General features: G+C 44.7%; 20 protein-coding genes and 1 rRNA gene. 6 read left to right on the top strand and 15 right to left on the bottom strand.

Features of this window, described 5'->3' with window-relative positions:
* Positions 1-208: ribosomal RNA gene (locus F1593_RS19675) — 23S ribosomal RNA — on the top strand; the annotation flags it as partial.
* Positions 209-423: 215 nt separating this feature from the next.
* Here the strand turns inward: F1593_RS19675 and F1593_RS19680 are convergent.
* The 11 genes from F1593_RS19680 to F1593_RS19730 all read right to left on the bottom strand — a co-directional run bounded on the left by F1593_RS19680 (position 424) and on the right by F1593_RS19730 (position 12,752).
* Entirely contained in the window at positions 424-2,019 is a 1,596-nt protein-coding gene (locus F1593_RS19680) for a (Fe-S)-binding protein (RefSeq protein WP_149403273.1), read from the bottom strand.
* A gap of 49 nt (positions 2,020-2,068) precedes the next feature.
* On the bottom strand, positions 2,069-3,166 hold the full coding sequence (locus F1593_RS19685; protein WP_149403274.1) for an SAM-dependent methyltransferase: 1,098 nt from the start codon (positions 3,164-3,166) through the stop codon (positions 2,069-2,071).
* A gap of 294 nt (positions 3,167-3,460) precedes the next feature.
* The gene (locus F1593_RS19690; protein WP_149403275.1) at positions 3,461-4,822 is read right to left on the bottom strand and encodes a family 4 glycosyl hydrolase; all 1,362 of its coding nucleotides are present in this window, start codon (positions 4,820-4,822) and stop codon (positions 3,461-3,463) included.
* A 140-nt stretch (positions 4,823-4,962) separates the two neighbouring features.
* Positions 4,963-5,907 carry a lamin tail domain-containing protein gene (locus F1593_RS19695; protein ID WP_149403276.1) on the bottom strand — a complete coding sequence of 315 codons (945 nt, stop codon included), beginning with the start codon at positions 5,905-5,907 and terminating at the stop codon, positions 4,963-4,965.
* 121 nt (positions 5,908-6,028) lie between these two features.
* Positions 6,029-6,211, bottom strand: a complete 183-nt coding sequence (locus tag F1593_RS19700) for a hypothetical protein (RefSeq protein WP_149403277.1) — start codon at positions 6,209-6,211, stop codon at positions 6,029-6,031.
* A gap of 23 nt (positions 6,212-6,234) precedes the next feature.
* The gene (gene rsfS / locus F1593_RS19705) at positions 6,235-6,594 is read right to left on the bottom strand and encodes a ribosome silencing factor (protein WP_149403278.1); all 360 of its coding nucleotides are present in this window, start codon (positions 6,592-6,594) and stop codon (positions 6,235-6,237) included.
* Between the two features lie 199 nt (positions 6,595-6,793).
* On the bottom strand, positions 6,794-7,333 hold the full coding sequence (gene folK, locus F1593_RS19710; RefSeq protein WP_149403279.1) for a 2-amino-4-hydroxy-6-hydroxymethyldihydropteridine diphosphokinase: 540 nt from the start codon (positions 7,331-7,333) through the stop codon (positions 6,794-6,796).
* A gap of 79 nt (positions 7,334-7,412) precedes the next feature.
* The gene (locus tag F1593_RS19715) at positions 7,413-9,251 is read right to left on the bottom strand and encodes a serine/threonine protein kinase (protein ID WP_149403280.1); all 1,839 of its coding nucleotides are present in this window, start codon (positions 9,249-9,251) and stop codon (positions 7,413-7,415) included.
* Between the two features lie 220 nt (positions 9,252-9,471).
* Complete coding sequence (locus F1593_RS19720) at positions 9,472-10,395, bottom strand: PIG-L deacetylase family protein (protein WP_149403281.1); 924 nt, start codon at positions 10,393-10,395, stop codon at positions 9,472-9,474.
* Positions 10,364-11,347 carry an A/G-specific adenine glycosylase gene (locus tag F1593_RS19725; protein WP_149403282.1) on the bottom strand — a complete coding sequence of 328 codons (984 nt, stop codon included), beginning with the start codon at positions 11,345-11,347 and terminating at the stop codon, positions 10,364-10,366. Before F1593_RS19725 ends, F1593_RS19720 begins: the two co-directional genes overlap by 32 nt.
* A gap of 655 nt (positions 11,348-12,002) precedes the next feature.
* Entirely contained in the window at positions 12,003-12,752 is a 750-nt protein-coding gene (locus F1593_RS19730) for a class I SAM-dependent methyltransferase (RefSeq protein ID WP_149403283.1), read from the bottom strand.
* A gap of 393 nt (positions 12,753-13,145) precedes the next feature.
* On the opposite strand from F1593_RS19730, the gene F1593_RS19735 reads away from it, so the two are divergent.
* Genes F1593_RS19735 through galK form a run of 3 tightly spaced genes read left to right on the top strand, consistent with a single transcriptional unit; the run spans position 13,146 to position 15,931 of the window.
* On the top strand, positions 13,146-13,715 hold the full coding sequence (locus F1593_RS19735) for a hypothetical protein (RefSeq protein WP_149403284.1): 570 nt from the start codon (positions 13,146-13,148) through the stop codon (positions 13,713-13,715).
* A gap of 18 nt (positions 13,716-13,733) precedes the next feature.
* Positions 13,734-14,648, top strand: coding sequence for a galactose-1-phosphate uridylyltransferase (gene galT / locus F1593_RS19740; protein ID WP_149403285.1), 915 nt, complete (start codon positions 13,734-13,736; stop codon positions 14,646-14,648).
* An 8-nt stretch (positions 14,649-14,656) separates the two neighbouring features.
* Entirely contained in the window at positions 14,657-15,931 is a 1,275-nt protein-coding gene (gene galK, locus F1593_RS19745; RefSeq protein WP_149403286.1) for a galactokinase, read from the top strand.
* Between the two features lie 78 nt (positions 15,932-16,009).
* Here galK and F1593_RS19750 read toward each other — a convergent pair whose 3' ends face one another.
* Together F1593_RS19750 and F1593_RS19755 are read right to left on the bottom strand one after the other, a co-directional pair.
* Positions 16,010-17,509, bottom strand: a complete 1,500-nt coding sequence (locus F1593_RS19750; RefSeq protein WP_149403287.1) for an FHA domain-containing serine/threonine-protein kinase — start codon at positions 17,507-17,509, stop codon at positions 16,010-16,012.
* Between the two features lie 118 nt (positions 17,510-17,627).
* Positions 17,628-18,326: a DedA family protein gene (locus tag F1593_RS19755; RefSeq protein WP_172632270.1), complete on the bottom strand. Its 699-nt coding sequence runs from the start codon at positions 18,324-18,326 to the stop codon at positions 17,628-17,630.
* Positions 18,327-18,606: 280 nt separating this feature from the next.
* Here F1593_RS19755 and F1593_RS19760 point away from each other — a divergent pair, with 280 nt between their 5' ends.
* Both F1593_RS19760 and F1593_RS19765 read left to right on the top strand, forming a co-directional pair.
* Positions 18,607-20,031 (top strand): glycosyltransferase family protein, encoded by a 1,425-nt coding sequence (locus F1593_RS19760; RefSeq protein WP_149403289.1) that lies wholly within the window; start codon positions 18,607-18,609, stop codon positions 20,029-20,031.
* A 574-nt stretch (positions 20,032-20,605) separates the two neighbouring features.
* Positions 20,606-20,959 carry a cupin domain-containing protein gene (locus F1593_RS19765; RefSeq protein WP_149403290.1) on the top strand — a complete coding sequence of 118 codons (354 nt, stop codon included), beginning with the start codon at positions 20,606-20,608 and terminating at the stop codon, positions 20,957-20,959.
* Positions 20,960-21,027: 68 nt separating this feature from the next.
* Here F1593_RS19765 and F1593_RS19770 read toward each other — a convergent pair whose 3' ends face one another.
* Together F1593_RS19770 and F1593_RS19775 are read right to left on the bottom strand one after the other, a co-directional pair.
* A complete protein-coding gene (locus F1593_RS19770; protein WP_149403291.1) occupies positions 21,028-21,207 on the bottom strand; it encodes a hypothetical protein in 180 nt (59 codons plus the stop codon).
* Between the two features lie 56 nt (positions 21,208-21,263).
* Positions 21,264-22,406: a mannosyltransferase family protein gene (locus F1593_RS19775; protein ID WP_172632272.1), complete on the bottom strand. Its 1,143-nt coding sequence runs from the start codon at positions 22,404-22,406 to the stop codon at positions 21,264-21,266.
* Positions 22,407-22,454: the final 48 nt, after the last annotated feature.

Genomic DNA, 22,454 nt, shown 5'->3' on the forward strand with positions numbered 1-22,454 from the left:
AGTTGGCCCGCCCGGGCCAGAGCTGGATAGCTATGTCGAGAAGGGATAAGCGCTGAAGGCATCTAAGCGCGAAGCCGCACCCAAGATAAGTTTTCCCATCTCTTCGTGAGATCAAGATCCCAGAGAGAACATCTGGTAGATAGACGGCACGTGGAAGCCTGGTAACAGGTGCAGCGAAGCCGCCCTAATGATCGTACGGCTTGTTTCACGCTTTTGTATCTTCATCGTGGCTCTGCAATGGATGGCGCGTCGTCTGCTTCAACGAAGCTGACAGGAAAGCGCTCGGCAAAATTGAGGAAATGCACGTTTCAGTGGTTCAGACCCAAACAAGTAGGCTTTATGCTCTCAGAGAGCGTAAAGTCTTTTTTGTTGCCCTATAAAGAAGAGACAAAATCCTATTTCAAGTACGATTTTGTCTCTTCTTTATATCGATTTGGATATCGTTTTATTGATCCTTCTTTGTCGTCTATAACGTAGCAAGAGAGCAACTGCCAGCATTGTAAAGCCTGTACAGATGGCAATAACTGGCTTCGGTGTTTTTTTAGTAACAGTATCATTATGACTGAACAAATAAACCCCCTCTGCTTTGTATGCCTCATCCAATAGTTCTACCGGATGCATCACTTTTAATTGGAGACCGCGTTGTCGTGCGCCCATGGCTATTTGCATCATACAACCTGGATTTCCAGTGGCAATAATGCTTGCTCGAGTTGTTTCGATGTTAGCTATTTTACGTTCTAGTAATTCCTGAGCCATCTGTTGATTCGTGAGATTGTAGATTCCCGCGCTCCCACAGCACCAATCTGACTCTTTAAGATCAACTAATACAATGCCTGGTATTGATTTCAATAATTGGCGCGGTTGTTGTTTGATTTTTTGTCCATGTAATAAGTGACAGGCATCATGATATGTTACTGTCTGCTGAATTTCCCCCTTTGGTTGTTGATATCCAATATCGAGTAGAAATTCGCTAATGTCTTTGACTCTGGCGCTAAATCGCTCCGCTCGTTGTGCACACTTTGGATCATCGCGGAGTAAATGAGCATATTCTTTCAACGTCGAGCCGCAGCCAGCTGAATTGATGATGATTGCATCGCAATTGTATTGTTCGAAAGTATCAATATTGCGACGCGCCAACTCACGTCCCTGTTCTGCTTCACCACTATGAATGTGTAAAGCCCCACAACAGTTTTGTTGCCGAGGGGTAATTACTTTACAGCCATTAGCCGCAAGTACACGGATGGTTGCCTCATTTATGTCATGAAAAACTTGATCCATGATACAGCCACTGATCATGCCTACTTGATAGCGTTGTGTTCCTAACGCTGGCGTAGTGACAGGCAAGGAGGTATGTATAATCTTTCCACGTGCCGAATCCATAAGCTCTTCAGGTAATTTCAATTGACCCTGAAATGGTGTTGGAAGATTGTTTATTCTGTTCAGTAGACCTGTACCGCGTGTAAATTTTTGGAGTCCGCTCTGCTGGTAGATTTTAAGCCCTCCAAATACAATTGAGAGGACCGTATGTGACGGTAGCATACTTTTAAAGAAGAATAACTTAAGAAGCTTGCTTGACCTGCTATTTTTGGCTCTCCTGGCCGAAAAACGTTGTTCTTCAGCGTCCTCAAATCCACTAGAAGCATTGATCTTTTCCGTAGTTGGCATTGGAATGGTTATGAGTTGTATTTGTTCACGTGCTGCCTCTATCAACTTTCCAAACTGTACTCCAGAAGGGCAGGCTGTCTCGCAGGCACGGCAACCAATACAACAATTCATATGTTCAACGAAATCCTCAGAAATATCCAGTTTGCCTTCTGCTACTGCTTGCATTTGATAAATGCGCCCACGAGGTGAGTCCATTTCTACTCCAAGCACAGCATAGGTAGGACAGGTAGGTAGACAAAAACCACAGTGAATACATTGGCGCATGAGATTATAGGTGTGTGTATGACGGCGCAATGGTCCTTCGTCTGGAGCAATAAATTCTAATGGCAGATTATGGAGCTGTTCTGAATTCATTTTCTTACCTACCTACTTTCCTTGATATCAAGACATTGATATCAAGACATTAACGACGCCTTGTCAGAGGTATTGGTTGAGCTGCTACAACGGTCACTTCTTGCCGGTTATGGAAGAGCTGACGGACCTGCACAATATTGTAACTTCTCCTGAGTATGTTTAAGGCCTCTTTTAAATTTACAAAAGGATCAATGCCTATAGTAGCATGCGGCAATTTGAGGATACTGACAATAAATCCATCCTCTGACCGTAAACAAGTTGAAGCCTGACCGAGTAACCTTGCCGCTTCACGGGCATCCATACGCATATCATTAACAACGAGGTCATACTTTTTATGTTTTTGAACGGCATCGGCAAGATAATCTTCAGCATAGCCACGATAATGTTCGAGTCCTTTTCGCCGATCAAGCCTGGAATCAAGTCTGGCAGGATCTACTGCAATAACTTGAAGGCCTGCTTCTAGAAGAAGTCTGGTCCATCCACCCGGAGCGGCACCCAGGTCAAGCACCTGTCCCTGGGATGGTAAGGTAATATTAAATACTTCAAGAGCCTCTAATAATTTGAATTCAGCCCGGCTGACTTGCTCTTTTGTTTGCGAATAGTGCCGTGTCCCACCTGGCCAACTACTAAGGTTGGAATCGGCTGTTGAAATTCCCAGGTACCCTTTCTGCATAGTACAGAGAAGAGAGATTACAATCTGCGGTTTTTTTATATCCTCGACAGCCCCTGTTTCTTCAGCAAGAGCCTCTGCGAGAGTACGATTGATTTGCCCACTGGTATAAGCTCGTTCACCGAGAGATTTATCTGTTTGTGCCAGCCGTGTCTGTACAGAAAAGTGTACACTACGTTCTAGCTGCGCCATTCCAGGCAATTCAATTGTACTCAGCGCAATATTTCCGATATCCTGCTCGCTCCCATTCAAATCGATAATAGTTTGTACAGGGGCAATGTGTCGTGCAAATGTTGGACGCTTGTCACTGGCAATACTCATGAGTCGAGCCGCATTTGATGTTTCACAAAGGATAATATCAGCTGCAATTTTTTCGACTTCACTAAGGTTCTTATCAAATACTTTGAGTTCGCCAATCGCTACATCTATAAACTCGGGTTGGGCAGTCACCAGACAAAAATTTTCAATGTTACTCACAATCCTCCTCAATATCTCCCTCTCACAAAAGGCCCATGTAGGTCAAGTTACTTTTTGAGATGCTGTGTAAGAAAGAAATTGCTCTTTATCTTTTCCCACACTTTTTTGTTCGTATCGATCTGTTTATTGTAATCTTGTGCGGACCGTTCTGTTTGCACAAGAGCACGATGGGTGTGGCTCTTTAGAGCGCGTTATTACTATGGTATGTGATGGGTATTGTACTCTTTTCAATGAACATTGCCAATCTGTAATTATTATTGCAATGGAAAACTAATAGAGAACAGTCTTTATCAATCATTTTAACAAGCGCTCAGGTAAATAGGCTTTGTGAGCTTGCGCGAGATCGTCATAAACCTGTTCTGCCTTACCAAAAGACCACACAAGCGGGTTAGCTGCCAATGCCTTGATTGCATCGCGTCGATTGCCCCAGAGTGCCACACGGGCTGTCGCGCCTTCATATTCGGCCAGGGCAGCGATTAATCCCCGTTGGTCAATACTCAAACCGCCATCTTGTTGTGTAAGCGGTGTAGCTCCACGCGCATCAACGCGACAAGGAAGTTCTACAACTCTATCATCAGCTAAAAAGTTAAGTGCTCCATTATTCGTCACGCTAAGTACCCATTCTTCTCCTGTATCGTCGAGGATAGAGCTGATAACTGAGAGGGCAAAATTTCCTAAACCAGGATCTCCTGGTAGTTGTGAAAGATCAGGTAGATCTTTGCTCGCTTCCTGTTTATAACTTGCAAGCAACTGCGACCTTTGTTGTTGTTTATCTTCTGAAGGGGTCGTGGCACGTTTCCGTTGATATTTTTGTACAATTTCAGGAAAATAATAATAATGCATATAATAAGATGGGATTGTTTTATATTGCATTGTCAGGGTAGCAAGGAGAATCTCCTGATAGTTATCTTCAGTCATATTGGGATTGTGTTGAACAAAATCTTCGCACCATTGAATAATCCGGGGGAGGATATTTTCTCCCTCACGCCAGAGCTCAGTGGTCCAATTTCCATGACTAATACCTACGCGACGTGGATGAAGACGTTTAGGTAGCAGTGGTGCAATTCCCATTAGTTTGGCCAAACGTTCGGTTTCCAGGAACGGGTGATCCTCTAGCCCGATAACACGAATACCGCTTGAATGAGCGATTGTTTCAGCAATGATATTACTGGGACTAGTATAGTTGAGTAGAAAGGCCTTTGGCGCAATTTTTTCCATTTCTGCTGCTATGCCTGCTACCACCGGCGCAGTACGGAGTGCATAGAAGAAGCCACCCGGTCCGATAGTATCTTGACCAATCAAACCATGGCTGATTGGTATTTTTTCATCGAACACACGGGCCTGCAAGCCACCTGTACGAAAAGTCGTCAATACAAAATTTGCATCTTCAATGGCTTCTTCTTGATTGGTCGTGCGCTCAATAGTAAGATTCAATCCAGCATGTTGAAATAGTTTTTTGCTGATCATATATGTAATGTTCAGGCGTTCCTCATTTTTGTCCATCAGCACAATCGTGCAACCGTTAAGGGCTTCCGGTTGATGCAAGATACTCTGCATAAAGCTAGCGCAATACAGGCTTCCCCCACCAATGATTGCGATTTTTGCATTGTGTTTAGGATGATGTGTATTTGTTGATTCGATCTTCGATAATTGCATGGTTTTTACTTCTCGCTTTTTTGATTTTACATGCTACCGACTTTGTTTGGTATGTCTACTATATTATTTTTTTGTTGAATTTTCTCTTTTGCTTGTTACAGATCACGTATGTTCCTGAAATGCTGAGAGAAGAGTACTTATTAATCTTTGAAGAAGAGACGTCGGCACCACCAGAGTGTACCTATGAGCGCGATTACCAATAGCGACAGAAGCACTTTTTTCGTTGTATCAGGTGTTTGTGGCGTTTGGGCATTGGCTGTGGCTGCCTCGACTGCGCTTGTATCAACGTTGCTGATGGGGGTCGCTGTGGTGGCAGGGAAATGGGCACTCTTCCAGGTTGGTTGTATCGGTGGAACCTGTGTACTCGCAATTTTGGAAGTACTTGCCTTACTAATTGGTTGAGCCGTCTGAGATGCTGGCTGAGCACTATAATTTTTGGGTGTCGCTGATACTTTCCGGGCGCTTTGTGTCGGGGTGACTTTTTGTGTTGGTGTAGGCTTCGGCCTGGTTTTGGTTATATCAAGATTGCTTTCCCCAATCGTTGTAGCGGTTGTGCTATGCCATTTTGGATCTCCATCTTTCATGCGTGCAAAGGATGTATCTTGAGGTAAAAGTGGTAGTGTGACGGTATCGATAAGCGTGCCAGCCGATAGCAAACGTAGGGTGGGTGTACCAGAATGAAATGCATAATTTGATAAGAATATAACAATAAAGCTATGGGCCGCTATCGTTTGAGTGGGAATAAGATGTGGATTGGAACCAGGACCGCTATCTATATAGATTGTATTCAGTTGAAGCGCTTGATCGCTTTTATTATATAGTTCTACCCAGGGACCATATAATTGTGGATTTGTGATGGTGGTATCACAATATAAGAGAGATTTCACAGGGAAGGGTAACACTTCATTAAACACGAGTGATGTTAATTGTGATTGATCTGCCGATATAGGAGTTGCCGTCAGCGTGGGTGTTGAATTTGCGTCAGATGCCATACAAGCCTGTGCGTGTGCCGGGGTAAAGACAGAAAAAAAGGCCACGCTCAAAATAACGCAAGCGAGACAGACAAACGCGAAAAACTTCACCATTCCACCCCTCCATCACTCTTGTACTGCTCATAAAGTATTGTGAACGTGACCATTTATATCGGTCAATGATTACTATTCTCAAATGCCCTTTTAGTAACAGGCTTCCTCAGCAGGGGAAAACCTATTGCGAAAGATATTTAAAAGGCACTTCACGTTTGCCCGGGAATCTATCTTGCATAGTGCGTTTTACGGCTTCTACGCTGCTTTCGCCAATAGTAAAAGCAATAACGGAGCCTATGACAATGCCACAGATGCCACCAAGAGCAATTCCCTCAAGGAACAAACGATTACGAAAAAATGTCATCGTCGCCACCTTTTCTACACATATTATTGTAGATAAACAACTGTTTTGGCTTCACTCCAAAGGCGCTCTAGTCGATAATATTCGCGCTCTTTTGGCCCGAAGATATGCACAATTACATCACCGAAATCAAGTAAAATCCAACCGGACTCTGCGCTACCCTCACGATGAAACAATGTCGCCCCATGTTTACTTAAATCCTTATCAATCGTATTGGCGATAGCCAGGATCTGACGACTATTGTTACCGCTACAGATAACGAAGTAATCGGCGATGACGCTTACATCTCTAATATCTAGTAAGAGAATGTCCGATGCTTTTTTGTCAGATGCAATATCTACGACTGCCTTAGCTAGCTGGTCTATATCTAACAGAACTCCCTCCACGAGTGCTCCCTATTGTGATGCACATCTGAGATGACGTGCGGGTAAATTGTTCATAGCCAATTATAATAATTGTCGTAACCGCATTATAGCATGATCGGTCACATCTTGTTAAGAGGGCAAATCGCCCAGAGATATTTACCCCGATTTTGGTTTATTTGCGCTCGTCCCTCCTCTTTGTACGTAGATAATCTCCCGCAGGTTACATTTGCACGGCTGCCCTGACAACCCCGTCTGATGAGATATCCTGTAAGAGTTCCTGAGCGGTAAGACCACTAAGCGGATCAATCACAGCGGGTGAAATTTCGACGAGTGGGATCAGGACAAACGCCCTCTCCTTCATACGTGGATGAGGAAGGGTGAGACTTTCTTCTTTCTGTACATAATTATCATACAAGAGAATGTCAATGTCTATTTGTCTGGGACCATTGCGAAAGGTAGTTTGACGGCCTAGCTCTTTTTCGATCCATTTTGCTTGTTTTAAAATTTCCGCTGGCGTATATCGCGTTTTTCCATAACAGACAATGTTGAAGAAATCAGGTTGATCAAGATAGCCAACTGGCTCTGTCTCATAAACAGAGGAGATGCGTTGGATAGTTACAACTAACTGTAATTTTTTTAATGCTTGACGAAGATTATCCAGGCGGTCTCCGATGTTTGTTCCAAGAGATAGGTAGATGATATGCTCATAGCCCTGGAATGGATGTTGAGTTGAATTTGAAACAGGAATATCATCATTCATTGGATTAAAAGTCTTTCTCATGACTAAAACTGTGTTTTTTTAGCTCTGCCAGAATGTCTATTTTATGGCAGAGAATACGTTATTTCTGGAAGACTGCAAGCTGGTTAAAAACAGCTTCTGTCCCATACATACTATCTCCTCCTACAAGCAGTCCAATTAAGCCCGCGGCATAAGTACTATCACTAAACGTCGACACGACGAGTTGTTGGTTGATATACATACGGAAGTGATTGTTGGTTGTAACAATAAGCAGGGTATTTACTTGTCCATAGCCTTTTTGAATGGCATCGGCCGTACTCCAGTCTATTAATGTGAGCCAGCGAGCCGGATCATTGCCCAGTGCGCGTTGTAAACGATACTCTCCATAGCTATTGAGTTCCAGAACGTAAAATGTTTTGGTGTAAGGATTGAGGCGAAAAACCATACCACAGAAGTCCCCATAGAGCATCCGTACCTGTACTGACAGAGCTGCATTGGTAAAACGCTGTTGATTTGAGTAACACCAGGCAACTGCGTGTGCCAGGCCTGTATGGACATGATAGCCTTGAGGGGTGAAGTAACACTGGTTTCCATCGTTAATCCAACCGATACTTTTTTTATCCATAGCGTTATAGTAGAGTATATTCCCGGCGCCGATGGCAGCTGTAATGCCTGTGCTCGCTTGTATACGCGCCTGTGCCGCCAGTGTTGCCTCCAGGTGTAGATGGGCAACTGCTGTCTGTGTTGCCAGTAATAGTGAGCCAGGATGTGTCATATGTTGTTGGTGGTGTCTGATAATTTTATGGATGGGCCTCATCTGCCAGATCAATACAAGTGATAATGTGACACATAAAACGAGTATCAAACTGATAAAAACAGTATGAATCGGGCTAAAGCGTCGCTTTTTTTTGAACATCTCGGCTGTATAAGGAATAAAGGATGACTTATCTCTTTCCAATGGAAAGAGCTGCAATTTGGTGGATGGTATATTGAGTTGTGTTGTGATTTGTTCAATGGCAGCGAGCGTACTATCCGTGTGCTGAGACATTGTTCCTTGAATGCTTAGATTGTTCTCGCTGCTCAATGCACAAGCCAGAGACTCCTCACCTAAATCGCAGGTATGTTTTTTTAGCAATGCGCATTTGTAGGCAAGCGCAAATGCCTGTGCTTCTTGAAATCGTTCTTCAGGGACTTTCGCCAATGCTTTAAGCATGATCTCTTCAATCGCAGATGGAATATCTGGGTTTAGTTGACTGGGTGGGGTAGGGAGGGTTTGAATGTGCTTGAGCGTTACGCCGACTGGGGAATCAGCCATAAACGGGACATGACCGGTAAGCATCTGATATAAAATAATGCCAAGAGAGTAGATGTCACTGCGAGAGTCATTGCATCCATCAGATTGTTCAGGGGCCATATATTCGGGGGTGCCCACCATCGCACCAGAATGGGTTTGAAATTCAGCTTCTAATTTGGCTTTTGCCAATCCAAAGTCTACCAGATAAGCATGGCCGTCCAGGCGTAACAAGATATTTGATGGTTTGACATCCCGATGTACGACACCATGGTCGTGAGCATGTTGTAAGGCAGAGGCCATTTGTTCGAGAAAACTACCTGCCTCTTGGAGTGTTAAACGTTCTCGTTTATGAAGATAATCACGTAACGTTCCGCCTTCGACAAAAGGCATCACAAGGTAGTACCACGGACGCTGTTCGCCAAAATCGTAAAGTGGGAGAATATGGTCGTGGGAAAGAGTACCAACAGCACGTGCTTCGCGTTCGAAACGATGAACAAATGGTTCATCACTTCCATAAAGAACTTTTACGGCAACATAGCGTTTGACTCGGCGATCATATCCAAGATAGACTTCAGACATCCCTCCCTGGGCTACCCGAAAGCGCAGTTCGTATCGTCCGAGCTTTGAACCTTCTAACCCTTTCATTAATCCTCACTCCTACTTTTACCTCATCCGCCCAGGCCAGTTATACTATTATAAAACGCAAGCTATGTTCATTATATAATTGTTTTTATCTGTTTTCAATACAAATAATGACAATTACTTGCTATAACAGAGTGGCAGAGAATAAGGTGTTCCTTTAAGGTGAACTGGTATTGCTTACCCTCTGCCTGAAGTGTAACATATTCCGTAGAGAATAGGTATTTTAACGTGCAATCCAATAGCGCTCGAGGCGAATCGTCTCCACAGGACGAATAGTATGAGCATAACTATCCATTGTTTTATGCATTGCTTCGCGACCACCAAAGTTGGACTGAATTTGTGAAGCATACAAGTCAGCGGCAGCTAATTTCAGTGGAAGCATTTCTGATGTTTCCACAAGCGTATACTCAAACTCACCGCCCAGTTCTTGTAGCCGTGCATCCAACGCTCCTTTATCGCGTTGTACATACGGAAAATCTTCATAAAAATACACTTTTGCGCCGCGTTGAACCAGGCGATCTACAGCAGAGAAGAGAATCTGGTGATCGACATGCCGTCCAATGCCCAATGGTGCATACCAGGCGGTATCAGGAAGTTGATCGTGCAGATCAACGAGCAGCTGGCCTAATTCACTATCAAGGGAGCGATCAGTAGTGTGAACTTCTCCACCCATTAATTGTGCCTTGTCGGCATAATAACCAGGTTGTCCTCTATAAATTGCTTCTTGATAATCGAGCCAGAGGTAATCGGCTTGTAAGTAGTCCAATGCCGCCTTATCCTCTTGTTTCCGCTCTTCCATAACGCGAATGGCACCCTGGGTATCACTGGCGCTCCAATCACGTAGCACATCAACTGCGAGAGGACTGAGCTTCTGATTGGCTGCAGGTTTTCCGGTAAAGACAGAAATTACCAGTGGGGTCAGACCGGAGCTTACTTGCATACCAAGCGTCCCCCCACATGCATACACAACGTCATCAAGATGTGGAGAAAGGAAAATATGGCGATATTGCCTTGTTATGTCTTTCGTACTAGTAAGTTGCAACGCTCTTTTTCCTCCATGAGATATGGTTTCAGATGATTGAGAAAAATACAGCCTTTGTATACATGTTAAAGAATCAGGGTAAACGCACACCATCCTCGTTCTCATCTGCTAAACCATCTTTTACCAGACCTTGCACGACTTTCTGTAACCAGGGGAAATCCTGGTCGCTGAACTCAGGCTTGATCTGGGGTCCCAATATTGCAAGAGGAATGCGTTGATGTGTTGTTAATGAACGAAGCAAATCAACGATCCGCCCTCGAAAATAGCGATTGCTACTGGTAAATGGTTGGGATTGATACGATGTTTTCTTCTCAGCTACTTTGCGTAATTGGCGGAGTACGGCGCCTGATGGAAAGAGACTATATTGTCCCATCTCGGTATAAGCTCGACAATTTTGTTGGAGCGGGCAGGAACCACAAAGAGGGTTATTGCTGCTACAAATTGTCGCTCCCATATCCATTAGTGCTTGATTCCAGTTATAAGCCTGGCCTTCTGGCAGAATCTGCTCCGCGAGTGACAGCATTTGAGCATCGTTCGCTTTCGGCTCTGGATGTTCAAGTCCTAGAAAAACGCGATGCAAGACGCGACGGATATTTGTATCAACGGTTGCTACCTGTTTACGATAAGCGAAGCAGGCAATTGCCCCCGCTGTATAGCGTCCAATACCCTTAAGCGTCAGCAATTCATCGATAGTATCGGGAATGTGTCCATCATATTTATCGACGACCTGTCTGGCAATTGCTTGTAAGCTGACGGCGCGTCTGTTGTATCCAAGTGGAACCCAGACGGCGATCACATCAGCAGTTGCTGCTGCTGCTAGATCGATCAGGGTAGGGAAGGCAGACAAAAATTGTTGATATTTTGGTAAGACACGATCCACCTGTGTCTGTTGCAGCATCACTTCAGACACAAGAATTGCATAAGGATCACTGGTTGTACGCCATGGCAAAGCGCGTTGCTCCTGTTCGTACCAGGAGAGAAGCGACGCGTGCACCTGTGCACTATCATTTGGTGCAATCTGAGAAGAAAGCATTGAGGATGCTGTGTGTTTACCCATGAAACCTCAGGATTTACTTGCTTGTATAGTTGGCTTTGACTGGATTTCTTGATCCAAGGAAGCCTCTTTTTCCTCGTGGCGCCGACGCACGCTCAATGTAAACAGTGTGTCTCCACCTTCTTGCCAGCATTTTGCATCTGGAGCAGGTAAATTTTCACATTGAATCCAACCATTGGCGTCGCGTAGCACATGGCCTTTGACACATTTCGCATAGGAAATGTGTTCGTTTAAGTCAGGATCACCCGGCTTGACACTGGGCGAAGCAATTTTGGGGATAAAAAATCTACACCAGGGCACGGTTATGTACCTTCCTTATACATTTATAATCATAGAATAGGCCTTGTCTTATAAACACTACCGTAATTGATGAAAACATGCCAGAATATCTGTGACCATATTTTTTAATTCCACCGTGGAATTATGGAACGATGGAAACACAGCCCGTGCCAGTATCTGTAAGAATGGCATACTGCTGGCACTCATGGGTCTGGTATTTGCTTGGTATCACTTTCCAGAGTAGTACCGAGTACCTGAAAAAATTGGTAGCTTTGCTCATTATAGCGCATTTAGCGGCCATGAGTCTATAGAACTAGTGCATTTTTACATGGTGTCTTAACTTCGGAATCTTGAGTACTTGCCGTTTTTTTTTCCTGTGTTAGCGTTTTCGACTGATGAGTGCGAGGCGGCTTTCTATACTTAATGGGCTTCCATCCAGGTCTCCATAATAAGATTGGAGCTCTAATCCAGCCGTTTTGAGCATGCGGACGAGCTCGGTAAGTGTGTAAGTGCGGATGGATTGGATATATTGGGTGCGCTGCCCATCAGGATAGATAAGGCTAATGTGAACAGTATTGTGGCTGGTCAAGAGATCGAAATGCCGTTCTTCAAGCACAATGAGGCCATCGGGATAATGAACAATGCTATGGGGAGTTGTTGTACGGATAATGCGTGGTTGATGAATCGTTTCTAGCAAAAATAGACCGCCTGGTTTGAGGGCTTGTGAAATCTGTGAGAGTACTTTTTGGTCCTCTTCATCGCTTTGGAAATAGCCAAAGGATGTGAACATACTAATTACCGCATCAAAAGAGGCTTCAAATGGGATAGTGCGCATATCGCTTTGTATCCAATTGACGTGTACCTGTTGTTTTTTTGCCTCATCCTGTGCTTTTTGTAGGAGCGATGGACTCAAATCTTGTCCGGTGACAATGCATCCATAACGAGCCAGGGCCAGAGCATGGCGTCCATAGCCACAACATAAATCAAGTAAATGATCCCCGGGATGGAGACCGAGCAATCTGACAATATGTTTGGTATCCTGTTCTGATTTGGCTGTTGGCAAAAAGGGGGCATAAAGCCGGATATAGTCCTCACCAAAAAAATGTACATACCAGGGAAGATCAGCCATGTCTGGCACCACCTATTTCTTATAGTACTAAAAGTACTGCCAGGGGCAGACTCTCGCTCTTCTTTAACTAAACGTGTGTTTTTTGCTTTTCAACGTATCACCGTCTGAGTATCCTGGGACAGAATCGTTCTGTGCAGGAGAATTCGGAAGTTGGATGGTGCGGATCAAAGAATGTTGTCTTCAGGGTGGACGTGGTGGAAGCTGGTATTTAACAGAGAATTGGCAGGGCTGTGTTGAAGATATATCATGCTATGGTTATGTATTGTATACTTTGAAAACAGGTGAGAAAGAGGATGTCTCATTGTTGTCTGAGGGGTTCTATTTAAGAATACCCCTTGCTTTTAATGTGTTTTTCTTTCTTATGTGTAAGCTATGTGCGGAGGAGCATAATGCGTGTTAGCTGAAGAATTTTCCGTTATTGATGCAGCATCTCCATTATGGAATGCAGCGCGTCCATTGTTAGATATTGCCTTGCGGATTGAGCAGCAATCTGCTTCCTATTCGTGGCATGGATGGCAAAAAAAAGATCTCGATGCATTTTTAAAAGCTTTGCCAGTTCATTGCTCATTACTTGTTGGAGTCTGGCAAATTGATGTATCTCTCGAGCACGAGGATTTGTGGCTGGGTTGTGTGTGTGAGGTGATCAACGGTGAAGTGCATTCAATGCGAACGTTTGATGCATTGACGTCGGATGACCTGCCTCCTATCGCGCAGTTGGAGCCGGGATTTACACATGCTCAAGTGTTGATGCTTACTGCAGAAAAACTGGTTGCTCCAGTAGCCTGGGCGCTCTTTACGGATAAGACAACCTGGGATGAGTGGCTTTTAACCGAAGCTACTTCTGTCGAACAAGCGGATACTTCACATAATGAGAAAGGCGACCTACTTGCCGCGTTGGTGAGACAAGGACGCTGTGTATTGTTAGGTAGTCAGCTTACTCATCACAATCATCATCATTCATAAGTCAGGATATATTTTTTTATGCAAGATTATAGTACTCCACTTGTGTGGAATCCCATTCTCCGCCAATATCTGGTGAATGCGGCTCACCGAATGAATCGTCGTGAAGGAACTAATGAATGTCCTTTTTGCGCGGATATTACCAATGGACTCGTTGACCCTGATACTCAAGTCTGGTTACATCCAAACGATTTCCCTCCTTTAAAAGCGCCCGTTGGCGAAGCGCATGTCGTGATTTATAATCGAGATCATAATCGTACTTTTACGCAATTAACTGTAGATGAGGTTTTTGCGGTTACAAAGCTCTGGCGAGAGTTGTATTTGGATGTTGTCTCCCGCTATCCAGCCGTGATGATTTTTGAAAATAGCGGTGCTTCAATTGGACAGACGCAAAAACATCCTCATGGGCAAGCCTATGGCGTTTCAGTCATTCCCCCGATGTTGGAAAGAGAGCTAGAAACAGTTATTCTCGATCATGAATCTGGTAGTGGGTGCCCTTTCTGCCGTGTGCGTGAAGAATTGAGTAATGGCGAGCAGCAGGTGGCAGACAATACTCATTGGCAAGCCTTTGTGCCTCCCTATGTACGGTATCCTTACGAAACTCATTTGTATCCACAACGCCATGTTGCCAATATTGGTATGATGCAGGATGATGAACTATACGATCTGGCGTCGCTCCTGTTGACAGTAATTCGAGGTTTTAATGCTTTGAATGATGGAGCTATGGCGCCGATGCCTTATTTATTGGGATTACATCAGTTAGCTGATGAGCGTTTTCATTTTCATATTGAGATTCAGGCGATTGGACGAGCACCAGGCAAGCTGAAATACGCTGCTTCCTCTGAGTCAGTATGGGGATTATGGTCAAACGACTCTTCGCCTGTGCAGAAGGCAAAAGAGTTACGCGAGGCAATTGAGAAAGAAGAGAAAGCGTAATAGTAGTTATGGATACAACGTCGTTGTTACCTCCTGTGACGGAGGCTTTAGCTGAATTTCCGAAAGCCTTCCACGATGAAACTGAGTATGTAGGCTCACTTGGTGTTGCCTGGGCTCCCGGGCGTGTGAATCTTATTGGCGAGCATACAGATTATAATGGTGGATTGGTTTTGCCGCTGGCGGTTGATCGTGTGTCGGCTTTCGCCGGTCGCACGCGTGCAGATCAGACCGTTCGCCTTTGGTCAATCCATTTTAAGACATATGCGCAATTTTCGGTGGAAGGCTTACCTGATACCTTTGATGAGCAACGAGCTGAGCTTCCTGGCTGGGCGCGCTATATTCTTGGAGTGGCTGCCGAACTGGCCCGCGCTGGTATTACTTTGAAAGGTTTTGATGCGGTTGTCAGTGGTGATGTTCCATTGGGCGGCGGTATGAGTTCTTCCGCAGCGTTAGAGGTTGCTGCGGCACATGCATATGCACTTTTTTCTAACCATGCTTTTACGATTGGGGAAGAGAATGCTACGCTTTCACCCATTCTGGTTGCTGGCCTCTGTCAACATGCAGAACAAATTGCCTCTGGTGTGATGTGTGGCATATTGGATCAGGCCGCATCGTGTTTAGGGCAGCCTCGTAAGGCGGTACTTTTGAACTGTCGTTCGTTAGAATATCGCTATCTCCCGTTTGCCGATCCTACTATCTCTATTGTGGTCGTTGATACCGGAGTACGGCGTGAACTGGCAGATTCTGCATATAATGAGCGGCGTCAGCAGTGTGAAGAGGCGACAAAGCTAATTAGAGAGAGCATATTACAGGCTGAGCCAGCAAATGAACTGGCTCATGATATTAAAGAGTTATGTGATATTACTCCAGAACAATTTGCACGCTATAAACAGCAACTGCCCGAATTGCTACAGCGGCGAGCTGGCTATGTCATTGCTGAGAATGAACGGGTACTTCAAGTTGTAAAGCTATTGGAAGCTGGCAATATAGAGGAAGCCGGAAAGATTCTCTGGCTGGGTCACGCTGGCTTGCAAAATGATTATGAGGTCAGTTGTACCGAGTTGGATGCTCTCGTCGATATCGCTTGTAATGTGCCTGGTGTATTGGGCGCTCGTATGATGGGTGGTGGATTTGGAGGATGTACCATCAATCTGGTACGCCATGAAGCGGTTGAAGCATTACAGCAGGCGATTGAGCTGCAATATCCTGAACGAACGGGACGTCGGGCCAGTATCGATATTTGTCGTGCTGCTGCCGGACCTGGATGTACATTTGTAGCGTAATATTGCTCAGGTTAGCACAAAAAGAGAGTTTCTCCATGGTTGCTGCATGCAAGCAACCATGGAGAAACTCTCTTTTTTTCACAAATGTGCGATCTCTTTTTCATTATTTTTTATCACATCAGGTGGAAGAGAACGATAAAAGGTAAGTGTATATCTTCCAATGGTAATTTGATCACCATTCTTCAATATAGTGCCTGATTCTTCTGTCAGTTTTTGACCATTTATTAAGATACCATCGGTGCTACGACAATCATAGATAATATAGTGCTGATCGTTTTTACAAATCATCGCATGATGTCGTGAAATGGTATTGTCATTTTCTAGCAATATATCGCTAGCTCCAGCACGTCCAAGAGATGTTTCTGGTTGCGTGATTGAATAGGTTACTGGTTCTGTCTGTGTTGGCGATGTGATGACAATCCAGGCATCTTTTGATGGGGCCGGGGGCTGAGGTGCATCTTTATCGGGAGCAGGATCAGGTAGTGGTACTGGCTGTATAGGGGCATCTGGTTGAGTAAATGGTGTGGCATCAGGCAGTCCTGGAGCAATATCAGGTGCTGGAGGAAGCGGACCTGCCGGTTGGGGTTCTGTTGGTGTTGCTGGTTGTATTTGTGGTGTGGACTCAGGATCAGGTTGTGGATGTGGCGCATCTGGCTCAATACGGCGTACTGGTTCTGGATGTTGTGTAGATTGAGGAGTTAAAATTGTTGAAGTTTGAAGAATGCTCTGTGCTTGTTTTTTTGTTCGCTGAATTCTTTTCAAACTTTGAGCAAATTCTCCAATCGTTGCATAGCGGTTTTTTGGGTGTGCACTCAATGCTCGATGTAAACTTCTTTCCAATTCTTCAGAAGCATCGATAGCAAAGTGGGAAAATGGTAAAATAGCTTCTTGGTTTTTGAGCCGCCCTATTTCTTCCGATGAACCAATAAATGGTGGATGACCAGCAAGCCAGCAATATAATAAAATAGCCAGGGCATATTGATCACTTGCCTGTACGCTTTGCCCTCTCAATTGTTCAGGCGCTATCGTAATGGGAAGATATGAGAATTGTGGTTTGCCATGATTCCGAACAAAGGTCGCCAGGCTGGTATCAGAAAGCATTAATTGTAGTTTTGCATCAGCTGAAGGATCGCTGTTAATGAGAATGTTGGAGTGTGTAAGGGAGCCATGGACACATCCCATCTGGTGGATATAGAAAAGGGCTTCTGCGATTTGAAGACCATACTCGATGGCTGTTGGTACACCAAGTGGGGGGCGTAATGTAGTACGGCCAATATCGTTGAGTAAAGAACCAGATGGGATGAACATGCGTGCAACAAATAGTTGACCTTGTACTTCTCCATAGTTGAGTATAGGAGCAATACGAGGATGCGCCAGGCTACTGGTATTTTGAAGCTCTCGAAAAAAACGGCGACGTGCTGCATCAGAAAGTGGAGACCAATTATGGATAAGTTTTAACATCACTGCACGTTGTTGTCTCGTATCCTCTGCAAGATAACTGCTGGCTGAAATGCCGCTACCTAGTGGTCGAAGGATGCGATAGCGTTCAAACTTTTTCCCTTCTGACAATACCTGCATACTTTTCCCTCATTCTGGCTCCTAAATATGTCTTTGTTGCATTCTATTGTACCATATCGGCATGCTTCAGAATAGTTATAGAGATGAATGTTTTTCTCATTATTCTGGTATGCACTTTTTATTTAGCCGCAACTGATTTCTGCTTGCATTTTTTATAGAGAATAAGCGCAATTACAACTCCTATAAGGATAATACCGGCGAGTATCCAGGTAACATTGCTGGCAAGGCGTTCTACCTGGGCAAAGTTATTATGAAAAATCTGGCCGGCATAAAAACCGAGTAAGCCATAGATGATTGCCCAGAGAATGCCTCCCAGGGCATTGTAGAGAAAGAATTTCTGCCAGGCCATTTTGTTGATACCTGCAAGGAAGGCTGCCCACGCACGTAGGACGGCGACAAAGCGTCCAAAAAAAACAGTTTTGTCTCCATGTCTGGCAAAAAAATGTTCAGCTTGTTGAAGACGTTCGGGTTTGAGAAAGAAGTGTTTCCCATAGCGTTCAACAAGTGCTTTTCCTCCGGTACGGCCAAGCATATAGCCTAGATTATCACCCATGATCGCTCCTCCAGCTGCGCAGATGATAACGATGGGTAGGGATAGATCATGATAGACTGCGGCATAGAATGATGCTAGCAAGAGCATTGTTTCTCCAGGAAAAGGGATGCCAGAACTTTCTATCATGACAAACAGTACAACTGCCGGATAGCCAAGTGAGTGTAGCGTTGCTTGCAACAGTTGCAAGAAATTAATGCTCGCCAGAGCGAGTGCTGGTTTAGATAGTAAGGAATGTAAGAAGTATGTTGAGAGTTTTTGTTCCATGCCAATCTTCCTTCTCTTTCTAGTATGTACGTATTCATCGAAGTGATGCGTTTCACTATGAGCGCTAAATGCCAGCAGAAGAGGAAATTGGAACTGTCCGACAGTCAGGTTTGATTGACAGAGAAGCGCCATACTCTCTATACTGGTTAAATGCTTCAACAGATTGTAGGGAGGATGTCCTGGTTGAGTGACATTTTTGTCTACCAAACGTCCAAAGCTACGAACGAAAGGTTATTTTTTTGTAACCACTGGCGCAAAAAATATAAAGTAAGGCCTTAAGATGATCGCAACCAATACAAAGACAAAACGTATTTCTCTTTTGGATATAATTGTTATACTCGTCATGGCCGGGTTGCTTTATTTTGGAGCATCCTGGCAGATTTTTGCGAAAAATACAGATGCTGCAAAATATCAATGTTATACACGCGCCTTTTGGCACGGGACATCCACACTCAGTATTTTTCCAGCAGGGCAATGTGACTTTTTAACGGTCCCTAGTAAACGTGCACAACTGGTCCTTATTTCACATCAAGAGTTGGTCAAAAAACTGCAAGATGCAGGATCTCCTTCTGCCTTAGTACAGTTTGTGGATCGACAATTCCCTGATCAAGCGTTTCACGCTCTCCCTTATGAATATCCAATGTTGACATTGGTGCCATTTACGCTTTCTTTATTAGTGCCAATGAATCTTTTTCAGGTTGCTTTTGCTTTCTGGATGCTAGTAGTGGCCGCGCTTGTCTATCTTATGCTCCTACGTTGGCGTTCACGGCGTGCAGCTATTGCCTATGCTGTCATGATCGTTGTGGGTGCCTGGGGAACATTGGCTGGTCGCTTTGATATCATACCTTCAGCTTTGACACTTTTAGGAGTGATCTTTGCGATGAAGAAGCGCTGGAACTGGAGTTTTCTCTTTCTTGCCCTTGCTGTCCTCTATAAATTTTATCCCGTAGTTCTCCTTCTCCCGTTTTTGATTGCCCAGCAGAAGGATGCGTTGCTACCCTGGAAATCATGGAGACGTCTTGTTCCGCTTGGTGTGTTTGTTTTAACTTGTGTCGTTATTATGGGTATTTCACTGTTACTGAGCGTTGAGGGCACAATTTCTCCTTTTGGCTATTTTAGCAGTCGACCCATCCAGGTGGAATCATTGCCAGCTTCGTTACTTTGGATCATAAGTTTGCTTGTTGCTAAGCCTCCTACCTATGCATTCACCTTTGGTTCGCTGAATATGTATGCTTCTGGTGCGGCAGTGATCTCGTTGTTGGCAACCCTTGCTGAAGTTGTTGGTATGCTCTACGTGTTCTGGTTGCAGTGGCGAGGCAAGATTGATCTGGCAACAACATGCCTCTTGACGTTACTGGTAGTGATGGTTACCGGGAAAGTCTTTAGCCCTCAATATCTGATCTGGATTATTCCTCTGTTAGCCTATGTCGGTAGTGACAAACGTGCATGGGTGATTACCTGGAGTCTGATCGGACTTTTGACAACCTGGATTTATCCATACATTTATCGTATGAATCATCATATTGAAAAAGTGCCCTATCTTCCACCTTTCTTTCCGGCCGCGACAGCCCGCAATATGCTATTAGCAGGCTTTACGATCACTCTCCTCTACATCGTTTCGCGTAACCGATCCCGGCAGCCTCTGTTTTTAGCCGAGACTGATAAGGTTATTGATACTATGCAAGAACGCGCAGCCCAGTCCTGAGCAGTTGTTTTTTACGAAAAGGAAGCCGGCCAGTTATTCTGCTGCTGGCTCTTTTTTTGCTCTGCCCGGATGCCTTTTAGCTCGTTGTGATTTGAACCCAATCTCGATCAATCCTTTGATGGATAAGTTGACCACCACTTGGCTTCATTCCTTGCTTCAGCGCATGATAAATTTGTCTTGCTGTTCAACTTTTGAAGCATACTATGGCTCTGACCCACTTTTGGTGATAAGCCCTGCAATAACACCAGTCTAGCTGTTTTTCTGAGCTTGAGAAATAAGAGAGGGCGAAGAAGATAAGCTCATCTATCACCAAAAGTGGACCAGACCCAATATATGGTTCAAAATCTGTATCATTGTCTGTAAATAGAGTAAAATGGAGAGCAAGGATCTTGCCCACGATCATTGTCACGCCCGGAAGTAACTGTGAAAAACGGTTAGCGGGTGCCGATTACCGAAAGTTTGCCATTTCCTACCAAAAGATTGGTCACATATACGGTGAAATTGGCTTTACTTTGATCGAAAGCCGTGTTATTTTTCCTGGCATTGTATTTGTATGAGACGAAAAAGGAACTTAATGAGCGAGAACATTAACCTTGCAGAGAAGCTTGCCCTCTTTTCAGAACACTGGTCCCCACGAACCGTTACCCATTTTAATGGACACGATATTATGGTCGTGAAGGTTCAGGGGGAATTTGTTTGGCACAAGCATGATGAGACCGATGACTTTTTCCTGGTTCTCAAGGGACGCTTGACGATCCATTTGCGCGATCGCGACGTGGTATTGGGACCGGGCGAATTGTTTGTGGTACCACGCGGCCTTGAGCACCAGCCGTTCGCAGAAGAAGAAACGCATCTTCTCCTGATTGAGCCAACAGGAACGCCAAATACCGGCGACACAGCGACCGCTGCATCACAGCAAATTATCTGATCCCTTCAAAAGCAGGCGTAAGATGAGCGTTGCCGCTCGTCCTTCTCTGGCAAAGGCGGCAACCTCTTCTACAAGCAATGCAAGTGGTGCTGGCAGGCCGCCTCTAGCTTACTGGAGAAGCTGAATGCACAGAGAGAGACACAATCCTGAGCAACTTCATGGTAATAGGTCTTCCCTAAAAAGAGAAAGCAGCGTCTCAGCCCACCGTTGACAATAGAAGAGTAATCCAATGCGCTGGGATTTGCCATCGTCGCGATTGGGCTCTTCATTAGCTGAATGGATGTAAATTCACCAAACCACATCGTTAAACCATCCATTTTCCCATGATAAAGAGAAGGCTGAGGGTAGCAAGCAGAGCGGGAAAGATCCATAAGAGTGCCTGATGAAGGCGGGGACGTTTGATACTTATCATGGCGAGGGTAATAAAGGCTGGAAATATTTCCAGTACAAAGCGCCGACTGGAGATGAATGCATCACGTTGCCCCAGGCTTGGGGATAAAATGAAGCTCAGTAGCAGGAGGGTTATCCAGATAGTGTAAGTCAGGCGCAACTTTTTATAGCCGATCCATGCCAAAATGATAAATGTGATGGTCATTCCTGCATCAATTAAAATCTGGACTTGATTAAAGGATCCAAAGGGTTGGTGCCAGAATAGTTCAAAGATCGTTTGGATAAATGGTTGCCAGGGCCAACTCAATTGGCGTGACCAGTGGGATTGTACACTGGCGAAGGTGAGAAAATTACCCGTGAGCATCCAGTTATAAATACCGTAGAGTGCGGTACCTGAAGGAATAAGCGCAATTGGTATGAGAGAACCTGCACATTTGCGCTTGCTTGTTAAAACGCTTTCTCGGGCCAGCCACAGTTCATAAAGATAAGGGATGGCTAGCAATACGCCAGTGTTGCGTGTAAGGGCTGACAGAAGCCCTAGAACGCCGGCTAGCCACCATTTCTGGCGGCGCAGTGCCAGGAATGTTCCCGTGCTCAAGAGTAAAAAGAGCGCTTCGTTGTAGGCGGTAAAGAAGAAAAAGGCGGTGGGGAAAAGGCAAAGATAAAGAATTGTACGCCGTGCAACTTGCTCTCCACCAGCATCTATTACCAGTTGGTAAATAATGAAGAGAGAACCAAGGAAAGCCAGGTTGCTGATTAGCATTCCAAGAGGAAAATAACTCCAATTTCCCAGCAGATGCCCTGGGATGGAGATAAGGAGAGAGAACAGCGGGAAAAAGGCAAGGTCGTATGGAGGGTGATACCCTGTCTGGGCGATACGTACATACATTTTTGCGTCCCACTGATCCCAGTTTGTTAGCAGTGTATTGAATGCCACCGGGCTAGCCGAATATTTTCCTTGTGTTAGTAAGATATATCCGAAGTAAGTGACAAGGAGTAGGAGTAATCGAGTGGCCAGGAAGAGCCAGAGAATGTCTCGAGTGGGAGCGCGTTTCATAAATAAATTGCCTTTTATTGAATGGTGCATGCTTCTGCTATTTTATAA

Source organism: Dictyobacter arantiisoli, from assembly GCF_008326305.1.
Taxonomy (GTDB): Bacteria; Chloroflexota; Ktedonobacteria; order Ktedonobacterales; family Ktedonobacteraceae; genus Dictyobacter; species Dictyobacter arantiisoli.